Source organism: Myceligenerans cantabricum, from assembly GCF_054777735.1.
In genome coordinates this window covers 163,865-182,119 of record NZ_BAAHAJ010000005.1, presented here as the reverse complement: position 1 = coordinate 182,119, position 18,255 = coordinate 163,865, and the positions used below count along the sequence as shown (strand labels likewise).

Annotated in this window: 17 protein-coding genes and 1 pseudogene; 12 read left to right on the top strand and 6 right to left on the bottom strand. The window is 73.4% G+C overall.

The window, feature by feature from the left end; genetic code table 11:
• The first annotated feature begins 2 nt into the window (after positions 1-2).
• Positions 3-1,007 (top strand): c-type cytochrome biogenesis protein CcsB, encoded by a 1,005-nt coding sequence (gene ccsB / locus ACYU96_RS05695; RefSeq protein ID WP_460750080.1) that lies wholly within the window; start codon positions 3-5, stop codon positions 1,005-1,007.
• A gap of 15 nt (positions 1,008-1,022) precedes the next feature.
• On the opposite strand, the gene ACYU96_RS05690 is transcribed toward ccsB, so the two are convergent.
• Positions 1,023-1,652: a TetR/AcrR family transcriptional regulator gene (locus ACYU96_RS05690; protein ID WP_460750077.1), complete on the bottom strand. Its 630-nt coding sequence runs from the start codon at positions 1,650-1,652 to the stop codon at positions 1,023-1,025.
• 141 nt (positions 1,653-1,793) lie between these two features.
• Here ACYU96_RS05690 and ACYU96_RS05685 point away from each other — a divergent pair, with 141 nt between their 5' ends.
• The 3 genes and pseudogenes from ACYU96_RS05685 to ACYU96_RS05675 all read left to right on the top strand — a co-directional run.
• Positions 1,794-3,272, top strand: a complete 1,479-nt coding sequence (locus ACYU96_RS05685) for a sodium:solute symporter family protein (RefSeq protein ID WP_460750075.1) — start codon at positions 1,794-1,796, stop codon at positions 3,270-3,272.
• Positions 3,269-3,715 (top strand): hypothetical protein, encoded by a 447-nt coding sequence (locus tag ACYU96_RS05680; RefSeq protein ID WP_460750072.1) that lies wholly within the window; start codon positions 3,269-3,271, stop codon positions 3,713-3,715. The genes ACYU96_RS05685 and ACYU96_RS05680 overlap by 4 nt, the downstream gene beginning before the upstream one ends.
• Positions 3,625-5,271: pseudogene (locus tag ACYU96_RS05675) on the top strand (carboxylesterase/lipase family protein); the annotation flags it as partial. The gene ACYU96_RS05680 and the pseudogene ACYU96_RS05675, both read left to right, overlap by 91 nt.
• 69 nt (positions 5,272-5,340) lie before the next feature.
• Here ACYU96_RS05675 and ACYU96_RS05670 read toward each other — a convergent pair.
• Both ACYU96_RS05670 and ACYU96_RS05665 read right to left on the bottom strand, forming a co-directional pair.
• The gene (locus tag ACYU96_RS05670) at positions 5,341-5,544 is read right to left on the bottom strand and encodes a PLDc N-terminal domain-containing protein (RefSeq protein WP_460750070.1); all 204 of its coding nucleotides are present in this window, start codon (positions 5,542-5,544) and stop codon (positions 5,341-5,343) included.
• 83 nt (positions 5,545-5,627) lie between these two features.
• The gene (locus ACYU96_RS05665) at positions 5,628-6,149 is read right to left on the bottom strand and encodes a PLD nuclease N-terminal domain-containing protein (RefSeq protein WP_460750067.1); all 522 of its coding nucleotides are present in this window, start codon (positions 6,147-6,149) and stop codon (positions 5,628-5,630) included.
• Positions 6,150-6,323: 174 nt separating this feature from the next.
• Between ACYU96_RS05665 and ACYU96_RS05660 the strand changes: the two genes are divergently transcribed.
• Together ACYU96_RS05660 and ACYU96_RS05655 are read left to right on the top strand one after the other, a co-directional pair.
• Positions 6,324-6,602 carry a DUF4229 domain-containing protein gene (locus ACYU96_RS05660; RefSeq protein WP_460750065.1) on the top strand — a complete coding sequence of 93 codons (279 nt, stop codon included), beginning with the start codon at positions 6,324-6,326 and terminating at the stop codon, positions 6,600-6,602.
• Between the two features lie 89 nt (positions 6,603-6,691).
• Positions 6,692-7,561: a 1,4-dihydroxy-2-naphthoate polyprenyltransferase gene (locus ACYU96_RS05655; RefSeq protein ID WP_460750063.1), complete on the top strand. Its 870-nt coding sequence runs from the start codon at positions 6,692-6,694 to the stop codon at positions 7,559-7,561.
• A 67-nt stretch (positions 7,562-7,628) separates the two neighbouring features.
• Here ACYU96_RS05655 and ACYU96_RS05650 read toward each other — a convergent pair whose 3' ends face one another.
• Complete coding sequence (locus tag ACYU96_RS05650) at positions 7,629-8,750, bottom strand: DUF3048 domain-containing protein (protein ID WP_460750060.1); 1,122 nt, start codon at positions 8,748-8,750, stop codon at positions 7,629-7,631.
• Between the two features lie 265 nt (positions 8,751-9,015).
• On the opposite strand from ACYU96_RS05650, the gene ACYU96_RS05645 reads away from it, so the two are divergent.
• A complete protein-coding gene (locus tag ACYU96_RS05645; protein WP_460750057.1) occupies positions 9,016-10,332 on the top strand; it encodes an AMP-binding protein in 1,317 nt (438 codons plus the stop codon).
• A 61-nt stretch (positions 10,333-10,393) separates the two neighbouring features.
• Entirely contained in the window at positions 10,394-11,056 is a 663-nt protein-coding gene (locus tag ACYU96_RS05640) for a maleylpyruvate isomerase family mycothiol-dependent enzyme (RefSeq protein ID WP_460750055.1), read from the top strand.
• On the opposite strand, the gene ACYU96_RS05635 is transcribed toward ACYU96_RS05640, so the two are convergent.
• Positions 11,044-12,027 carry a 1,4-dihydroxy-2-naphthoyl-CoA synthase gene (locus ACYU96_RS05635; protein WP_460750052.1) on the bottom strand — a complete coding sequence of 328 codons (984 nt, stop codon included), beginning with the start codon at positions 12,025-12,027 and terminating at the stop codon, positions 11,044-11,046. The two genes, ACYU96_RS05640 and ACYU96_RS05635, sit on opposite strands and share 13 nt — an antisense overlap.
• A 92-nt stretch (positions 12,028-12,119) precedes the next feature.
• Between ACYU96_RS05635 and ACYU96_RS05630 the strand changes: the two genes are divergently transcribed.
• The 4 genes from ACYU96_RS05630 to ACYU96_RS05615 all read left to right on the top strand — a co-directional run bounded on the left by ACYU96_RS05630 (position 12,120) and on the right by ACYU96_RS05615 (position 17,537).
• Positions 12,120-13,190: an o-succinylbenzoate synthase gene (locus ACYU96_RS05630; protein ID WP_460750050.1), complete on the top strand. Its 1,071-nt coding sequence runs from the start codon at positions 12,120-12,122 to the stop codon at positions 13,188-13,190.
• Positions 13,191-13,256: 66 nt separating this feature from the next.
• Positions 13,257-15,191, top strand: a complete 1,935-nt coding sequence (menD, locus tag ACYU96_RS05625; protein WP_460750047.1) for a 2-succinyl-5-enolpyruvyl-6-hydroxy-3-cyclohexene-1-carboxylic-acid synthase — start codon at positions 13,257-13,259, stop codon at positions 15,189-15,191.
• A gap of 125 nt (positions 15,192-15,316) precedes the next feature.
• Entirely contained in the window at positions 15,317-16,819 is a 1,503-nt protein-coding gene (locus tag ACYU96_RS05620; protein ID WP_460750044.1) for a S1C family serine protease, read from the top strand.
• Between the two features lie 196 nt (positions 16,820-17,015).
• The gene (locus tag ACYU96_RS05615) at positions 17,016-17,537 is read left to right on the top strand and encodes a GNAT family N-acetyltransferase (RefSeq protein ID WP_460750040.1); all 522 of its coding nucleotides are present in this window, start codon (positions 17,016-17,018) and stop codon (positions 17,535-17,537) included.
• Positions 17,538-17,552: 15 nt separating this feature from the next.
• Here the strand turns inward: ACYU96_RS05615 and ACYU96_RS05610 are convergent, their stop codons facing one another.
• Positions 17,553-18,173, bottom strand: coding sequence for a TetR/AcrR family transcriptional regulator (locus tag ACYU96_RS05610; protein WP_460750038.1), 621 nt, complete (start codon positions 18,171-18,173; stop codon positions 17,553-17,555).
• Positions 18,174-18,255: the final 82 nt, after the last annotated feature.

The window sequence follows — 18,255 nt, the reverse complement described above, 5'->3', positions numbered from 1 at the left end:
ACATGGAGCTGGCGAACCTGAGCGTGCTGCTCGTGTGGGCGGCCGCCACGGCGCTCGCGATCGCGATGGTGGCGTTCGCGGTGGACCTGGCGCGACTCTCGGGCGCGCGCGTGGCCACACGTGACGCCGCCCAGGGGAAGGTCGCGGTCGGGGCGGGCGTCGGCGCGTCGTCGGGCACGACCGGCTCCGGGCCGACGGCGGGCCCCGGGCCGGCCTACGGGCCCGGGAGCGAGGCGCCGGAGACCGGAGTCTCGCGCAAGGGCGCCGGGATCGGGATGTCGCTCTCGTGGCTCGCCGCGGCGATGCTCCTCGTGGCGATCGTGCTGCGGGGGATCGCCGCGGGGCGGACGCCGTGGGCCAACATGTACGAGTTCACGCTGGTGGGGACGTTCGTGGCCGTCGCCGTCTTCCTGGGGGTCTGCGTGGTGCGCGAGGCGCGGTTCCTCGGCGCGTTCGTCACCGGGCTGGGCGCGCTGTTCCTCGTCCTGGCGCAGAACGCGTTCTTCATCGCGGCCACGGGGGTGCAGCCGGCGCTGCAGAAGTACTGGCTGGTGATCCACGTCGGCGTGGCGATCGTCGCGACCGGGATCTTCACGGTGGCGTTCGTGGCGTCCGTGCTGCAGCTCCTGCGGGACGCGCGCGACGAGGGGACGCCGTGGCTGGCCCGCTGGGGCTGGCTGGACCACACGCCGACGCCCGCGGCGCTGGAGGCGCTGTCGTTCCGGCTGAACGCGGTCGCGTTCGTGCTGTGGACCTTCACGATCATCGGCGGCGCGATCTGGGCCGAGGACGCCTGGGGGCGCTACTGGGGCTGGGACCCCAAGGAGGTCTGGTCCTTCGTGGTCTGGGTGGTCTACGCGGCCTACCTGCACGCACGGACGACCCGCGGCTGGTCCGGGCGGCGCGCGGCCTGGTTCGTCGTGGCGGGCTACGCGTGCGTGCTGTTCAACTTCACGGGCGTGAACCTGATCTTCAACGGGAAGCACTCCTACTCGGGCCTCAGCTGAGCGGCCCCGCCGGCCTCAGGCGCCCTGCGCCGTGAGACCCCCCACCACGATGTCGACCACCTGACGGGCCAGCCCGCGCACGTTCTCCGGGGGCTGCGTGTCGTCCTTGCGGTACCAGACGTCGACCGCGTTGAGGCTGCTCAGGAGCGTGCGGGTCGCCAGCTTCACGTCCACCTGCCGCAGTGATCCGTCCGCGACCCCCTCGGCCACCACCCGGCGGAACAGCAGCTCGTAGTCGCGGCGCAGGTCGTTGAGCTCGACGAGGGCGTCCCGTTGCCGGACCTTCAGCTCGTGCGACTCCTGCGCCCGCACTCCCTGATGCACCGCGTGGTGGTACGAGAGGTCGGTCATCAGGTCGAGCACGTGCGCGGCCGACATCGCCTCCAGCCGCTCACGACCGGTCCCGGCGCCCCGTGCGTACGGCTCGACCTCCGCGCGCACGCGTCGCATGCCCTCGCCGTACACCGCGAGGAACACGTCGAACTTCGACCGGAAGTGGTAGTAGACGAGGCCCTTGGTGGCGCCCACGCCCGCGGCGATGTCGTCGATGGTGGTGCTGGTGAAGCCGCGGCGCATGAACGCGTCGGCGGCCGCGTCGAGGATTCGCTCCTTGGTGCCGGGTTCCGTCTCAGCCGCAGCGCTCAACCTGTCCTCCAGGGTTGTGATCGACGACGTCACACCCTTGACCGAGTGTGACGTCAGCCACATACTACTCAGTAGTATGACAGGGAGGACGCCTCCGGAAGGGTCCGCCAGCAGCCTCCCGGTTCGTTGCAAAGGAGCAACATGACCACTGTCCTCGCCATGATGGCGATCTACTTCATCCTCATGTTCGGGATCGGGTTCTGGGCGCGATCGCGTATCAAGTCGTCCCGGGACTTCCTGGTCGCCGGGCAGACTCTCGGCTTCTTCGTCATGGCCATCGGCACCTTCGCGTCGATCCAGAGCGGCTTCGGCATGATCGGCCACACCGGCCAGACCTACGGCTGGGGTCTCCAGGCGCTGGTCGCAGCGGCCCTCTTCGTGCCGATGGCCTTCGCCCTGTCCTGGTTCCTGCTCGGCACCCGGCTCTACCGGCTGGCGCGCAGGTACGACGTGTACTCCGTGCCCGACGTCATCCGCCTGCGGTTCCCCAGCCGGCCCGCCCACCTCTCGATGTCGGTGGCGATGTTCGTGGGCTCCGTCGCCTATATGACGGCCCAGGTCACCGCGATGGGCGTGATCATGGGGCTGCTCTTCGACATCCCCGTCGCCACGGGTGCGATCATCGGGTCCGCCGTCGTCGCCGTCTACACGATCGCCGGCGGCATGCTCGCCGGTGCGTGGACCGACTTCATCCAGGGACTGCTCATGGTGGTGATCTCGGTCGGGACCTTCTTCGTGGCCACCCGCACGGTCGGCGGCTGGGGCGGGATGCTCGAGACCATCGCCTCCTACGACGTGGAGTTCCTCCAGCTCGACGCCGCGCAGCCGATGACCTGGGTCTACACGTTCGTCATCATGGCGATCCTCGGCGCCGCGGCCCAGCCGCAGCTCATCACGAAGTTCCTCATGCTGCGCTCGGCGTCGGAGCTGAGGTGGGGCGCGCTCGTCGCCGCCGTCGCGTATGCCACGACCACCCTGTTCGCCCTCGCCGTCGGCCTGACGGTGCGCACCCTCACCTTCGAGGGCACGGCGCCGGAGCTCGAGAACGTCGACAACGCCCCCACGTGGTTCTTCGACAACATGGCCGACCCGGTCTTCGCAGGCGTCGTCCTGGCGGGCCTGCTCGCCGCGATCATGTCGAGCTCGAACTCGTTCATCGCCGTGGGCGCCTCGTCCCTGATGCGGGACCTCACCAGCTCGCTGCGGATCACCGTCCGCGACGAGGTCCTCTGGGCCCGTGTCGCGAGCGCCTTCGTGGTGCTGTGTGCCATCGTGTTCGCCCTCTACCTGAAAGAGGCGGTGTTCCTGCTCGGGGCGATCGGCTGGGCGGCGTTCGCGGCCGCCATCTTCGGGCCGATGGTCCTCGGCCTCTACTGGCGGCGCGCCACCGGGCTCGCGGCCACCGTCAGCATCATCTTCGCCGTCGTGGGCAACCTCGCCCTCACCGTCCTCACCGCCGAGGAGGTCATCGCGCTGCCCGCCTACATCCAGTCCGGCGGGGTGGTGACCGCGCTCGGGGTGGTCGGATTCATCGTGATCTCCGCCGTCTTCCCGTCCCGCCGGTCCGCGGACACGTTCGACGAGATCACGGGCCCGCAGCAGAAAGAGGTGCACCAGTGAGCATCGACCGTACCGACAAGCTCGTCGCCGTGGTCCTCGTCGCGGTCGCGGCCGCCACGGCCGGGATGCTGTGGGACCAGTGGCAGGTCGTCTACTACTCGATTCCCGTCATGGTCACCGTGTTCATGCTGCTGGGGTCCCTGAACCGGCACGACCGGTGGCACGTCGCGTCGGTCGCGGCCGTCCTGGCCTTCGGCGGCATTCTCGCCGTGCTCTTCGTCGTCGCCCAGGTCACGTTGCGCGGCAGCGGCACCCTCGGGGGTCTGCCGACGTCGTCGGCAGTCGTGCTGTACGCGATCTGGCCGCTGACCACGGTCGGCGCGCCGCTGCTGTACGCGCTGGTCTACCAGGTGTGGCTGCGGCACGACGTCGAGGAGCCCGGTCCGGTGCCGGACACGGCACCGGACCCGCAGGCCGGCACGGCGACGGGAGCCGGCTCGTGAGGGCCCGCAGGCTGTCGGGCGTGATCTGCGTGGCCGCCGCGGCCGCGCTGCTCGCCGCGTTCGCGCCCGCGCCCGGCGACGGCGGCTCCCGCCAGCGCGGCGTCGTCCGGAGCACGACGCTCGGACCGGTGGTCGGCATCGACGACAGGCGGACGGACGGCACGTTCTCCTGGCTGGGCATTCCGTACGCGGAGCCGCCCGTCGGTGACCTGCGCTGGCAGGCTCCGGTGACGCACGCGCGATGGCACGCGCCGCGCCGCGCCAAGGAGTACGGCGAAGGGTGCAGCCAGCCCGGGAGGTTCTTCAGCCCCTCCCCGCACGGCCCGCGCTACGACCTCTCCGTCCGCGACGGGCTCGGCACGCCGGTCGGCCAGGAGGACTGTCTGACGCTGAATGTCTTCCGCCCGGCGGACGCCGGGCGGGACCTGCCCGTGATCGTGTTCGTGCACGGCGGCAGCAACGTCGTGGGCTGGTCGGGCGACCCGATGTACGACGGGCGGACGCTCGCCCGGGAGGCTGGTGCCGTCGTCGTGACCGTGAACTACCGGCTGGGCGTGCTCGGCTGGCTCGACCACGAGGGCCTGAAGACCGGAGACCCGCTCACCGACTCCGGGAACTTCGGGACGCTGGACCAGCTCGAGGCGCTGCGGTTCGTGTCCGACAACGCGCGGGCCTTCGGCGGTGACCCGGACAACGTCACGGTGATGGGCGAGTCGGCCGGCGCGGTGAACGTGTGGGCGCTGATCGTGTCGCCCCTGGCGGACGGGCTGATCGACCGGGCGATCCCGATGAGCGGCGGCATCAGCACGACGTCGCCCGTGGATACGCGCGCCTACGCGGGGCGGCTGGCGGCCGCCGCGGCCGAGGAGGCGGGGGCCGACCCGAGCGAGGGCGTCGACCTGCTGCGTGACCTGTCCGCGGACCAGCTCGTGAGCCTGAGCCTGCGTCACGGCCTCGACGCGACGCCGGCGGTGGTGGCGGACGGCGTCGTCGTCCCCACGGACCCGTACGCCGTCATCGCGGCCGGCGACCACCAGGACGTGCCGGTCCTGGCCGGCAACACCCTGGAGGAGGGCAAGCTCTTCGGAGGGTCCGTCGGGGCGTTCCGGCCGACGGACTACGACCGGTTCACCATGCAGTACGAGTTCGACCCGGACGCACCGAGCCCCTACACGGTCGAGGACCTCGTCGTGGACGAGTACCTGCCCGTCGACGGCCCGGGCGGGTGGGACGAGGTGTCCGACGCGCTGACCGACCTCATCTTCACCGGCATCGCTCGCGACTCGATGGACGCGATGACGGCGACCGGCAACGACCGGGTCTTCCACTACCGCTTCGACTGGGACAACGAGCCCGCCCCGTTCGACGACGTCTACGGAGCCGTGCACGCCATGGACCTGCCGTTCGCGTTCGGCAACTTCGGCCGGAGCGTGGCGTCCTACGCGTTCAGCGCGCAGAACCGGCCCGGCCGCGAGGAGCTGTCGACGCTCATGACGGACAGCATCCGCCAGTTCGTGCGCACGGGGAGCCCGCAGACCCGCGGGCTCGGGGCCCGGTGGGAGACCTGGCCGGCCAGCATGAGGCTCGACGCCGACGACGACCACGCCACGGCCACTCCCGCCGGCTCAGCGGTCGAGGCGTCCCGTGTGGCGGACCACGGTGCGGACGTAGATCCAGGCCAGGGGGCCGAGCACCGGGACCAGGACGATGAGGATCCACGCCCAGCGGGGTAGCCCGACCCGTTCCTGGGGTGGGGCGTCCAGCACGTCGACGAACGCGTAGACCAGGAGGCCTACGGCCAGGATCGGAATGCCTACCCGGATCAACATGCTTACAGCGTAGGCCCGGTTGCCGGTGCCGTGTGCCACGTGCCGCCCCGGGCGAGCCCGCCCGTTTCGTCGAGCCCGGGGTGTCAGTCCGTGGGGTCCTGCGGGCGCCCGCCGTCCTGCGGGCGGCCGTCCGGGCGCGGCCGGTCGTCGCGGGTGCCGGTGCCGTCGGAGGGCTCGGTGCCGTCGCCGGCCGGCCCGGTGCCGGAGTGCTCGTCGCCGGGGGACTCGTCGCCTGGCCCGTCGGCGGCACCCGCGGCCGCCTGGTTCTCACGTTCCTTCTTGCGGCGTGCCTGCTCCAGGAGCCACATGTACTCGGAGTCGTCCTCCGGGCCCTTCGGCGGGCGGTCCGCGGCGGGCGGGAGCGGCGTCGGGTCGGTGCCGCCGGCGCGGTCCCAGCCGGCCGCCGACGCCCGGCCCTTCTTGCGTCGCGCGATGTAGCTCAGGATGATCCAGGCGATCGAGCCGACGAGCGGCAGGAAGATGATCACGGCGACCCACAGCCCCTTGTGGAGGCCGTGGCGGTCGTCGTCGTCGGACTGGATCACGTCGACGAGCGCGTACACGACGAGCGCGACGTACAGGACTCCGAGCAGTAGGGGGCGCACGTGGGGAAGGCTAGCCCTTTCCGGGCCCGAGGAGCGCATCGTGCCCGTCCGCCCGCAGTGAACCGCGGGTGAACCGCCGGACGGCCGCTGCCTGCGGACTTCGGGCACGGGCGGGCCGCGAGCGCCCCGCACCGCCCCGTCCCGAGGGCCGGCCTGGAGACCTACCATGGTGTCGTGCCCTTCGTGACCTACACCGTGCTCCGCCTCGCCCTGTTCGGGGGCGCGCTCGCCCTGCTGTACGCCGCCGGGATGCGGAGCTGGCTGCTCGTCGCCGTCGCCGCCCTCGTCGCGTTCGCGCTGTCGTACGTGCTGCTGTCCCGCCCGCGCGACGACGCCGCCAGGTGGCTGGCCGAGCGCCGCGGGCGTCGTCGTGCCGGACGGGGCGGGTCGGTGGCGGACGACGACGCCGCGCACGAGGACGCCGTCGTGGACCGCGCGGCGCACGAGGACTGACGGCCCCCAGGGGGCGGCGCCGGTTCGACGGGAACCTCTGGGGTCGAGGACTCGTTCGGACGGCAGACCAACTTTCAAGGAGCGCAGGCATGGCGACACCCGCCGAGTGGTTCTCCGGGGCGCGCCCCCGCACGCTTCCGGCCGCGGCCGCACCGGTCATGGTGGGCACGGGCGCGGCCGCGGAGGTGGGTTCGGCCGCTTGGCTGCCGGCGCTGCTCGCGCTCGGCGTCGCTCTCGCGCTGCAGGTGGGCGTGAACTTCGCCAACGACTACTCGGACGGTGTGCGGGGGACCGACGTCGACCGGGTGGGCCCGATGCGGCTGACCGCGTCCGGGGCGGCGACGCCGCGGGCGGTGAAGTACGCGGCGTTCGGCGCGTTCGGCGCGGCGGGGGTGCTGGGTGCCGCGCTGTGCGCGGTGAGCGGGCACTGGTGGCTGCTCGCGGTCGGGCTGGTGTGCGTGCTGGCGGCCTGGTTCTACACGGGAGGTCGGAGGCCGTACGGGTACCTGGGGTTCGGGGAGGTCGCGGTCTTCGTGTTCTTCGGGCTGGTGGCGGTGCTCGGCACCACGTACACGCAGGCCGGTGTCGTCACCTGGCCCGCGCTGCTCGGTGCGGTGGGCGTGGGGCTGATCGCGTGCGCGCTGCTCATGGTGAACAACCTGCGTGACATCCCCGGTGATGTGCTGGCCGGGAAGAAGACGCTGGCAGTGCGGATCGGCGACTTCCGGGCGCGCCGGGCGTACCTCGGGCTGCTCTGGGCCCCGGTGCTGCTGGGGATGGTGTGCGCGTTCTGGGCGCCGTGGTCGTTGCTGGTGGTGCTGCTGGGCGGGCCGGCGTTCCTGCTGACGTTGCCGATCATCGCCGGTGCGCGCGGGAAGCTGCTCGTCCCGGTGCTGGCGGGCACGGGGCTGTTCGAGCTGGCCTACGGCGTGCTTCTGGGGTTCGGCCTGGCGGTCTGATCCCGGCGGCGGCTCCGCGGGAGGTCCGCGCTGCGCGGGGCCTGCCCCGCGGCCGTCGGGTCGCCGGTCAGCTCACGTTCCAGGAGCCCGTGGACCGCGGGACCAGTTCCACCCACGTCCGGCCCGGTGCGAGCTCTGCCGGCTCGCCGTTGGCGAGCGTGAGCTCGATCGGGGCGGTGGGCTTCTTCTTCTCCCATGTCACCCGCACCCGCTTGCCCGCGGCGGCGATGATCCCCTCGCCGGAGGCTCCCGCCAGCTTCGTCTCCGGCACGGGGTAGCCGGCCGGGTCGGTCCACCGGGTGTTGATCACCTTCGTGGACAGCACGACCACGTTCTTCGCGGCGTGCCGCTTTCCGGAGGCCGACATGGACGGCGCGCTGCCTTCGCTGCGCAGGTAGGTCCCGCTCGTGCTGTTCCAGTACCAGTTGGTGGTCTGCGCGTTCGACAGGCGGACACTGATCGTGCGTGCCTTCTTCCCCCGCTGGTGGGCCGATCCGCCGCCGCGCTGCGCGTACTCGAACTGCGCGGGAGGAGGGCTGTAGAGCCGCAGGTCCGTGCGCTCCTGGGGAAGGAACTCCTTCGGCTTCCCGATCACGTTGTGCGGGGCGCCGCGGCTCGGGTCGCGGTAGAACCCGCCGTGGCCCTCGTCCATGATGATCGACTGCGTGGAGACCCGGTTCACGTTGTCGATGAACGGGAGCTGCCCACCCGAGTAGGCGAGCATGCCCTTCATCGGCGCGACGATCGCCGCGTCCATCGGCCGCACGGACCGTACCGGCTCCACGGCGTCGGGAAGGTGGGAGTGGTAGGTGGCGACGAACCGCGTGATCCCGCCCTCGACGACCGCTTCCCAGACGATGTCCGCATACTCCAGGCCCCGGGTGGGGCGTGCTTCCGGCGCGTTCTCGATCTTGACCGAGACGGCGGGGTGGCGCATCTTCTTCTCGTTGCCCTCCACCCCGGTCAGCGGCCAGTACACCGGCTGCGCCACGGGCTTCGGGGCCTTGGCCTTGTCCACGCGGGTCTTGGTCTCCACGGTCTCGGTCGGGGTGGGCAGCGGCCGGGGTTCGTCCCCCGGCCACGCGAGGTCCTGACCCCAGGGCGTGGTGCACGCGCTCAAACCCAGCAGCAGGGTCATGGCCAGGGCGACCGTGCCAGCCGCGCGCTGCGCCCGCAGCGTCCTTCTCATCTGTCCTCCGGTCCGCGCTGGTCGCTGTCGCCCGGCCGCCCACCGGACTGGCGCCCCACACTAATGGCTTTTGTCCGGACCGGGTGACACCGGTTCACACCGCTCCGGCGGGTCGGAGGACGCGCTGCCCGGTGCCGGCAGCGCCCACCCGTGTACCTCTAGACTGACACGGGGCCACCGGTTCGCACCACCTCTCGGGGATCGCGCAGACGGGTCCGCCACCTGCGACGACGCCCGCTGGTCCCGCATCTCCTAGGCTGACCAGGTGCGAGACGAGCTGAAGGTCACGGTCGCGGCGGTCCGCGACGCCCTGGACGGTGTCGCCCCCTTCGTGCCGCAGCCGCTCCTGTCGGCGGCCCCCCTGCCCGAGGGCACGGCCCTGGTCGTGCGCACCTCCGGATCGACCGGCACGCCGCGCGAGGTCGCGCTGCCCGCCACCGCGCTCCGTGCCTCCGCCGCCGCCACGCACGAACGCCTCGGCGGCCCCGGCCGCTGGTTCCTCGCCCTGCCGGCCACGCACGTCGCAGGCCTCCAGGTGATCTCCCGGACCGTCGTCGCCGGCACGGCGGTCGGCGCCGGCGCGGCCGGGCCGTTCACGCCCGACGGGTTCGCCGCCGCGGCGAGCGCGTTCCTGTCCGGCGGCGACGGAGCCGCGGTCGGGCCGGAGACGCCAGGGGGAGCGGAAGGGGCGGCCGGGGCAGCAGAGCCCGACGAGACCGGTCGGCAGCGGGCCGGCGTCCCCGCGTACGTCTCGCTCGTGCCCACCCAGGCCCACCGCCTCGTCCGTGCGGCCGACGACGGCCACCCCGCCGGCCTCACCGCCCTCGCCCGCTTCGACGCCGTCCTCCTCGGCGGCGCCGCCACCCCGCCGACGCTCCGCGCCCGCCTCCGCGACGCCGGCGTCCGCGCCGTGGTCACCTACGGCATGTCCGAGACCTGCGGCGGATGCGTGTACGACGGCGTCCCGCTACCGGGCGTGCGCGTCCGGGTCGCCACGGACGGTGCGACCGCCCTCCGGAGCCCCGCGGCCGGCGTCGTCGAGCTGTCCGGCCCGGTGCTCGCCACCGGCTATCTCGGGGACGAGAGCGCGACGGCCGCCGGGTTCCGCACCGCTCCCGACGGCACCCGCTGGTTCCGCACCTCCGACCTCGGCACCCTCGACGCGAGCGGCCGTCTCACGATCCTCGGCCGCGCCGACGACGTCATCGTCACCGGTGGCGTGAACGTCGCACCCGCGGCCGTCGAGGCGGCGCTCGCGGAGCTGGGCGAGGTCTGCGTGGTGGGCGTCCCCGATCCGGAATGGGGGCGCGCGGTGGTCGCCGTCCTGGCGCTCGGGCGCGGACGGGACCGGCCGAGGGCGCACGCGCGACCGTCGCCGCACCCGGGGAGCCCGTATCTGGACCCGGCCCCCCAGGAGCTGACCGACCGGGCCCGAGCCCTGGTCACGAGCACTCTGGGCCGTGCCGCGGCGCCTCGCCGCGTCTATCTCACGGACGCTCTGCCCCTGCGGGGGCCGGGCAAGCCGGACCGCGCCGCGATCGAGGCGGCGGTGGTGTCCGCCCCGTCAGGGGTCACCCGATGACGTCGCGGGCACCCGGCGAGCCTCGTTGCGCGCCTGTCGGACTCTCGGGCAGCATGTGCCGATGCGTCGTACCGCCAAAGTGTGGCCAGTCGTCCATGACGAGCGGCTCGCGCTGGTCCGCGATCTCGGCGGGCTGTCTGCCGAGCAGTGGGAGACCCCGTCGCTCTGCGCGGGCTGGACGGTCCACGACGTGCTTGCCCACCTGGTCGACAGCGCCAGGACGACGCGCCTCGGGTTCGTCCGTCGCATGATCGCGGCCCGGGGGGACTTCGACCGGGACAACGCGGTCGGCGTGGCGCGCGAGCGTGCTCCCGACGCCGAGGTGACCCTCGCGTCGTTCCGCGGGGCCGTCGACCGCACCGACACTCCTCCGGCCCCGAGAGCCACCCGCCTCGTCGAGGCCTTCGTGCACGGGGAGGACATCCGCCGTCCCCTGCGGATCGGACGGGACTATCCCGCCGAGCACGTCCTGACGGCGCTGCGATACCAGGCGCGGACGTCGGAGGCGTTCGGGGGCGGCAAGGAGCGGGCGACGGCGGTGCGGCTCGTCGTGACGGACGCCGACGCCGTGATCGGTTCCGGTCCCGAGGTCTCCGGCAGTGCGATCGCTCTCCTGCTGGCGCTCTCGGGCCGCCCGGTCCACGACGGCGAGCTCGTGGGCCCGGGCGCCGAGGCCGTCACCGGAAGCCCGTCGCCCCGGCAGCAGCCGCCTCAGAAGGAGTAGGGGAACCGGCTCCAGTCGGGGTCCCGGCGTTCCAGGAAGGCGTCGCGTCCCTCGACGGCCTCGTCCGTCAGGTAGGCCAGGCGGGTGGCCTCGCCGGCGAAGACCTGCTGACCGTTGATGCCGTCGTCGGGCAGGTTGAAGGCGAACTTCAGCATGCGGATCGCCTGCGGGGACTTCGTCGCGACGGTGCGCGCGTAGTCGATCGCGAGTCCCTCCAGGTCGGCGTGCCCGGCGACCTCGTTGACGGCGCCCCACCGCTCGGCGTCGTCGGCGGAGTACTCGCGGGCGAGGAAGAAGATCTCGCGGGCCCGCTTCTGCCCCACCTGGCGGGCGAGGTAGGCCGAGCCGTAGCCGCCGTCGAACGACCCGACGTCCGCGTCCGTCTGCTTGAACTTCCCGTGGTCACGGCAGGCGACCGTCAGGTCGCACACCACGTGCAGCGAGTGCCCGCCGCCGGCCGCCCAGCCGTCCACGACGGCGATCACCACCTTCGGCATCGTCCGGATGAGGCGCTGCACCTCCAGGATGTGCAGACGCCCGGCGCGCGCCGGGTCCACGGCGTCGGCGGTCGCGACGTCACCGCCGCCGTCGGCAGCGGTCGTGTACCGGTACCCGGACCGGCCCCGGACGCGCTGGTCACCGCCGCTGCAGAACGCCCAGCCGGCGTCCTTCGGGGAGGGGCCGTTGCCTGTGAGGAGGACCGTGCCGACGTCGGACGTCATGCGCGCGTGGTCCAGCACCCGGTACAGCTCGTCCACGGTGTGCGGGCGGAAGGCGTTGCGGACCTCCGGGCGGTCGAACGCGACACGGACCACGGGAAGGTCGCGGCCGGCCGCACGGTCGTACCCCCGGTGGTACGTCAGGTCGGTGAGGTCCCCGAACCCGGTGACCTCCCGCCACTGCTGCGGGTCGAAGGTCTCGGAGACCTGGCGGGGGAGTGGCGCGGTGGGCTGGTCGGCGGTGGTGCTCACGGGGGAAGCCTAGTTCGCAGGAGCCCCCCGGCGGCCGGCGCGGCGGGGCGCGGGCTGCCGGGCGTGCCGGTGTCGCGCGCTAGCGTGGGGGGATGCCCGAGCAGATCGTCTGGTCCACGCCCCTGCGGACCCGGTTCCGCGGGCTCGACACCCGCGACGGGATGCTGCTGCGCGGCGACGCCGGCTGGGGCGAGCTCTCCCCGTTCTGGGACTACGACGACCCCGAGTCCGCCACCTGGCTCCGCGCCGCCCGCGAGGCCGCCGACGTCGGCTGGCCCGCCCCGGTCCGCGACACCGTTCCCGTGAACGTCACCGTCCCCGCCGTCGGCCCCGGCGCGGCGCACGAGATCGTGCTCGCCTCCGGGGGCTGCCGCACCGCCAAGGTCAAGGTCGCCCAGCGCCTGCCCGACGGCAGCATCGAACCCCTTGCCGCCGAGCAGGCCCGCGTCGAGGCGGTCCGCTCCGCCTTCGACGAGCTGTTCGCCGCAACCGACGCCCCGGGTCCGCACGCGCACGGGGACGCGCACGCGCGGATCCGGATCGACGCCAACGGTGGCTGGAGCGTGGACGAGGCGCTCCGGCGGATTCCCGTGCTCGACCGGGCGGCCGGCGGCGACGGGCGGGCCGGGAGCGTCGGCGGGCTGGAGTACGTCGAGCAGCCGTGCGCGTCCGTCGACGACCTCGCCGCCGTCCGCCGGGCGCAGCACGTGCCCGTCGCCGCGGACGAGTCGATCCGCCGGGCCGAGGACCCGCTGCGGGTGGTGCGGCTGGAGGCCGCGGACGTCGTCGTGCTCAAGGTGCAGCCGCTCGGCGGCGTGCGCGCCTGCCTCGACCTGGCCGAGCGGGTGGGGCTGCCGGTGGTGGTCTCGTCGGCGCTGGAGTCCTCGGTCGGGCTGGCGGCGGGCGTGGCGCTCGCGGCCGCGCTCCCGGAGCTCCCGTACGCCTGCGGCCTGGCGACGGCGCAGCTGCTGGAGCACGACGTCGTCGCGTCCCCGCTGCTCCCCGCCGACGGCGTCCTCCGGGTCCGCCACCCCGCCCCGGACCCGGCCGCTCCGGCCACGTCCGCGGCGCCGCCCGCCCTCGTCCACCGCTGGCACGCCCGCCACGCCCGCCTCGCGGCAGTCCTCGACGCGTCCGGGGCAGCGGCCCCCGCCCCCACCTGACCTCGGCAGCCGAACGGTCGGGCGCGATGGACGGCCTCGCGGCCGGTGCGCCGATAGCCTGGACGTATGCCTGAGAATCCCGCCTCGGTCGTTGCCGCGCGCGCCCTGATCTCCGAGCTCGTCGCACACGGGGTGCACGACGTCGTCCTGGCGCCCGGATCGAGGTCGGCCCCCCTCGCCTACGCCGCCGCCGAGGCGGCCGAGGCCGGCCGGCTCACGCTCCACGTGCGGATCGACGAGCGCACCGCCGGGTTCCTCGCGATCGGCCTGTCGCGCGGGAGCACCTTCGAGATCGTGGACCACGACGCCGACCGGGTGCCGGGCGGCGCACAGCTCGGCTCCCCGGCCGCGAGCACGCCGGACGGGCCCGACGTCCCCGCGAGCGGCGAGGCAGGTCCGGGACCCGGTCGCCTGGCCTTCCGCACGCCGGTCCCCGGCCTGCCCGTCGCGGTGATCACCACCTCGGGCACCGCCGTCGCCAACCTGCACCCGGCCGTGCTCGAGGCGCACCACACCGGCGTCCCGCTGATCCTGCTCACCGCGGACCGCCCGCACGAGCTGCGCGGCACGGGCGCTTCGCAGACCACCCACCAGCCCGGCATCTTCGCCGGAGCGGTGCGGTACGAGGTGGACGTCCCGGCGCCGTCGGGCACGGACCTGGCGACCCGCGCGGCCGAGGCCCGTGACCTCGCCGCCCTCGCGGCCCGCGCCACGTCCGCGGCCCTCGGCACGCGCGCCGGCGCGCCCGGCCCGGTCCACCTGAACCTGTCGTACCGCGACCCGCTCCACCCGGCGGCGGCCCCGCCCGCGCGGGAGCCCGGCAGGTCCACCGAGACGGCCGGCGTGGGAGCGGACCGGCCCGTGACCGTCGTCGTCCCCGAGACGGTGCGGTACCTCTCGTCGCCCGCCCTGCCCGGGCACCCCGGGCGGACCGTGGTCGTCGCGGGAGACTCCGCCGGACCCGGCGCCCGCCGGCTCGCCGAGGCCCAGGGCTGGCCCCTGGTCGCCGAACCGTCCTCGGGCGCGTGCGGCGGGCCGAACGCGATCCCCGCCTACCGCCTGGTGCTCGGCGACGACGGGATCGCGGGGGAGGCCCAGCACGCGGTCGTCTTCGGCCGCCCGACCCTCTCCCGCCCCGTGCAGCGCCTGCTGTCCCGGCCCGACGTCGCCGTCACCGTCGTCGCGCCCGGCAGCCTGCCCTGGCCCGACGCCGCACGCAATGCCGTCCAGGTCGTCCCCGGCCTGGCCCCGGAGTGGTACGAGGCCCGGGAGGAGGCGGAGCACGACTGGCTGAGCCGCTGGCAGGCCGCGGGCCGCGCGGCCGCCACCGTGATCGAGGACGTGACGCGCGACGACGCCCTTGTCGGCGGCCCGACGGCGCTGTCCGTCGCCCGTGCCGTCGCCCGGGTCCTCGGGGACGACGACGTGCTCGTCGTCGGCTCGTCCAACCCCGTGCGCGACCTCGACCTGGTGCTCGGCACGGACGGCGAGGGCAGCCTCCCCGCCGTGCTCGCGAACCGCGGGCTCGCGGGCATCGACGGCACCGTCTCGACCGCCACCGGCGTCGCGCTCGCGGCCGCGCGGGCTGGTCGGCGCACGCGCGCGCTGGTGGGCGACCTCACGCTGCTGCACGACGTCGGCGGCCTGCTGCGCGCGCCCGGGGAGCCCCCCGTCGACCTGGAGATCGTCGTGGTGAACGACGACGGCGGCTCCATCTTCGCCACCCTGGAGCACGGGGACCTGGCGGCGACGTCGGAGGCGGCGGGCGCGCGGTTCGAGCGGGTCTTCGGCACACCGCACGGCGCCAACCTGGCGCAGCTGTGCGCGGGGTACGGGGTGGACCACCAGCTCGTGAAGGACGTGCCCAGCCTGCGGCACGCGTTGCAGGCGCCGAGCCGCGGCGTGCAGGTGATCGAGGTGCGGGTGCCGCGCGCGGAGCGCCTCACGGAGTCGCGCGACCTGGCCCGCCGGGTGGCCGACGCCGTGCGCGGGGTGGCCTGAGCCCGGCCTCGGCGCGCCCCGGCGAGCCTCAGCGTGCTCCCAGGGCGCGCAGCCAATTCACAGGCAAGGTCAAGGGTGGCGCAAGAGTGCGGGTGTGTAGTGATCTCCAGACGAAGGAGGCCACCGTGAACACCCACCAGAACGCCACCCCCGAGGGCCAGGAACCGGAATCGGCCGGCACCATGCCGCCGCAGCGCCCCGAGGCGTCCGCAGCCGCGGAACCGCACGGGGCGTTCCTGCCCGGCCACGCCGGTCAGGCGGCGTACCCGACGGGTCACGCCGAGCCGCAGCAGACATACCCGCCCGCCCACGGACCGTCGTCGGGCGCGGGGGACAACCCCTACGCGCTTCCGGCGGACGCCTCCACGGCCGCCGCGCCGCGCAAGGACCGGCGCTGGGTCCCGGTGGTGAGTGCGGCGGCGGTCGCCGCGCTCCTGGCCAGCGCGGGCACGGCCGGGGCGCTCACCCTGCTGGACGACGACCCGACGTCGGCGTCGCTGGCCGACGTCGGCCAGTCGCAGCAGCAGGCGGTCCCGGTCTCGTCCGACGGCGACTCGCCGGACTGGCAGGCCGTCGCGGACGCCGTCTCGCAGTCCGTGGTCGCGATCCAGGTCGCGACGCAGCAGGGCGAGGGTGAGGGCTCCGGCATCGTCATCGACTCCGACGGGCGCCTCCTGACCAACAACCATGTGGTCTCGGGCGCCGAGCAGGTGCAGGTCACGCTCGCCGACGGGCGGATCTTCCAGGCGGAGGTCGTGGGGACCGACGCGACGACCGACCTCGCCGTCGTGCAGATCGAGGACGCCCCGGACGACCTCCGGCAGGCGACGCTCGGTGACTCGAGCGAGCTCACCGTGGGCGACTCGGTGATGGCGGTCGGGAACCCGCTCGGCCTGGACAACACGGCGACCACCGGCATCGTCTCGGCGCTGAACCGGCCCGTGGCCGCGTCGTCGGAGAACGGGAGCGACGTCGTCGTCACGAACGCGGTCCAGACGGACGCGGCGGTGAACCCGGGCAACTCCGGCGGTGCGCTGTTCAACACGTCGGGCGAGGTCATCGGGATCAACTCGTCCATCCTGACGCTGTCGGGGAGCACCCAGCAGTCGGGGTCGATCGGGCTCGGGTTCGCGATCCCGTCGAACCTGGCATCGGCAGTCGGCGAGCAGCTCATCGAGAACGGGAAGGCGGAGCACGCGTTCCTCGGTGTCTCGCTGTCGGACAGCACGGCGACCGCCGACGGCGTGTCGCGCGCCGGCGCGCAGGTCGAGGAGGTCGTCGCGGACTCGCCGGCCGAGGCTGCCGGGATCGAGACGGGCGACGTCGTCGTCGCGATCGACGACGACCCGGTGGACGGAGCCGAGTCGCTCACCGCCTTCGTCCGGGAGCACTCCGCGGAGCAGGAGGTCACGCTCACGGTCGTGCGCGACGGCGAGACGAGGCAGGTCGACGTGACGCTCACCGTGCGGGACGACGAGGAGCTCGCGGAGCAGGAGCAGGGGCAGCAGCAGGAGCTGCCCGGCCAGGGCCGGTTCCCGGGCCAGGGTGAGGACGGCTCGGGCTCGGGCTCGGACCAGAGTGACCCCGGCAACGTCCCCGACTGGCTGCAGGACCTGTTCGGCAACTGACCGCGCGCGCCCGGGCCGGGCTGCCATGTCGGCGCCCCGGTCCGATGTCCGTACGACGAGCAACGTGCGGACGTCGGACCGGGGCGCCGACATGGTGCGGAAAGCCCTTTATGGTGACAATAGGGCAAAGAGATCTTTAAGGAATTACCGCTCACGCGCATAGTGAATGGTCCGAAGAGGCGCTACCTTGAAGCGCGTGATTGGGATTTATGACGTGGTGCGGACGCGCGGCCGCTCTGACGCGGCCCATGACATTCTCGGTGAACTACCCGAATGGTTTGGGCTCGCGAAGTTCACCGACGAATACGTCGACGCGGCTCGGAAGTTCCCCAACTATCTCGCCGTCGACCCGCGTTCCGCGGACGGCGGCGGTCTCGGTGACGATCCTGTCGACGGCAGCCGGGTACCCGTTCGCGACGTGATGGGCATCCTGCTCCTCGACCCGCGCTACGACAGCACGGCGGAGGTCCACCTGCTCGCGGTGCGGCGCAAGCACCATCGCGCGGGGATCGGGCGGGAGCTCCTGCGACAGGCCGAGGACGACGTGCGCAGCCGCGGCGTGCGGCTGCTCACGGTCAAGACGCTCGGCCCGTCGCTGCCCGACCCGGGCTACGAGCAGACCCGTGCCTTCTACGAGGCGGTCGGGTTCCTCCCGGTCGAGGAGTTCCCGGACCTGTGGGTCGAGAACCCGTGCCTGCTGATGGCCAAGGTGCTCTGAACTGGCGCTCCGCCGTCAGGTGGTCGTCAGCGGGCCCGACGCCAGCTCGGCGCCCGTGGCGCTGACGACGCCGAACATGCTGCTCTCCAGGTAGGCGATGAGGTCCGTGGCCGGGATGTCGGTGCTGAGCCCGCCGTCGACGAGCGCCTGCTCCGCCAGCGCCACCCAGGAGCGCAGCGCCATCCGCAGGAGGGGCGTGTCCTCCACGCCCATCTCGGTGACGGCGGCGACGGCGCGCTCGGTCTGCTCGCGCCGCGCGCTCTCGATGAGCTCCCGCACCTCCTCGTCCCCGCTTGCCGCTCCTCTGACCAGCGAGTAGAACGTGGGCCCGTGGTCACGGACGTACGTCACGAGGCGCTTGAGCGTGTCGTGCAGGCGGTCGAGCGGGGGCAGCTCGGGCCGGGGTTCGCTGGCGTGCAGCATCGAGTCGCGGGCGCGCAGCACGATCTCGTGGTGCAGACCGTTCTTCGAGCCGAAGTAGTAGTAGACGAGGCCCGTCGAGACATCGGCCTCCGCGGCGATCTCCTCGACGGTCACCTCGGAGAGCGGTCTGTTCGCCAGGGTGGCCACTCCGAGGGCCACGAGCTGGTCCCTGCGTTCCTCCGGGCGGAGTCGGGTTCTGCGGCTGGTTGCCATGCTTCGAGCATATCTACCAAACTGCGCGACGCCTGGGTGAAGTCGCCTGCGGTCCGTCCCGATGCCGCAGGTGCCGGGCGCT

What these genes read in the sequence shown, in the direction of transcription:
- ccsB (WP_460750080.1), top strand. Translation starts at nt 3, where the DNA reads ATGGAGCTGGCGAACCTGAGCGTGCTGCTCGTGTGGGCGGCCGCCACG.
- ACYU96_RS05685 (WP_460750075.1), top strand. Translation starts at nt 1,794, where the DNA reads ATGACCACTGTCCTCGCCATGATGGCGATCTACTTCATCCTCATGTTC.
- ACYU96_RS05670 (WP_460750070.1), bottom strand. Translation starts at nt 5,544, where the DNA reads ATGTTGATCCGGGTAGGCATTCCGATCCTGGCCGTAGGCCTCCTGGTC.
- ACYU96_RS05655 (WP_460750063.1), top strand. Translation starts at nt 6,692, where the DNA reads ATGGCGACACCCGCCGAGTGGTTCTCCGGGGCGCGCCCCCGCACGCTT.
- ACYU96_RS05650 (WP_460750060.1), bottom strand. Translation starts at nt 8,750, where the DNA reads ATGAGAAGGACGCTGCGGGCGCAGCGCGCGGCTGGCACGGTCGCCCTG.
- ACYU96_RS05640 (WP_460750055.1), top strand. Translation starts at nt 10,394, where the DNA reads ATGCGTCGTACCGCCAAAGTGTGGCCAGTCGTCCATGACGAGCGGCTC.
- ACYU96_RS05630 (WP_460750050.1), top strand. Translation starts at nt 12,120, where the DNA reads ATGCCCGAGCAGATCGTCTGGTCCACGCCCCTGCGGACCCGGTTCCGC.
- menD (WP_460750047.1), top strand. Translation starts at nt 13,257, where the DNA reads ATGCCTGAGAATCCCGCCTCGGTCGTTGCCGCGCGCGCCCTGATCTCC.
- ACYU96_RS05610 (WP_460750038.1), bottom strand. Translation starts at nt 18,173, where the DNA reads ATGGCAACCAGCCGCAGAACCCGACTCCGCCCGGAGGAACGCAGGGAC.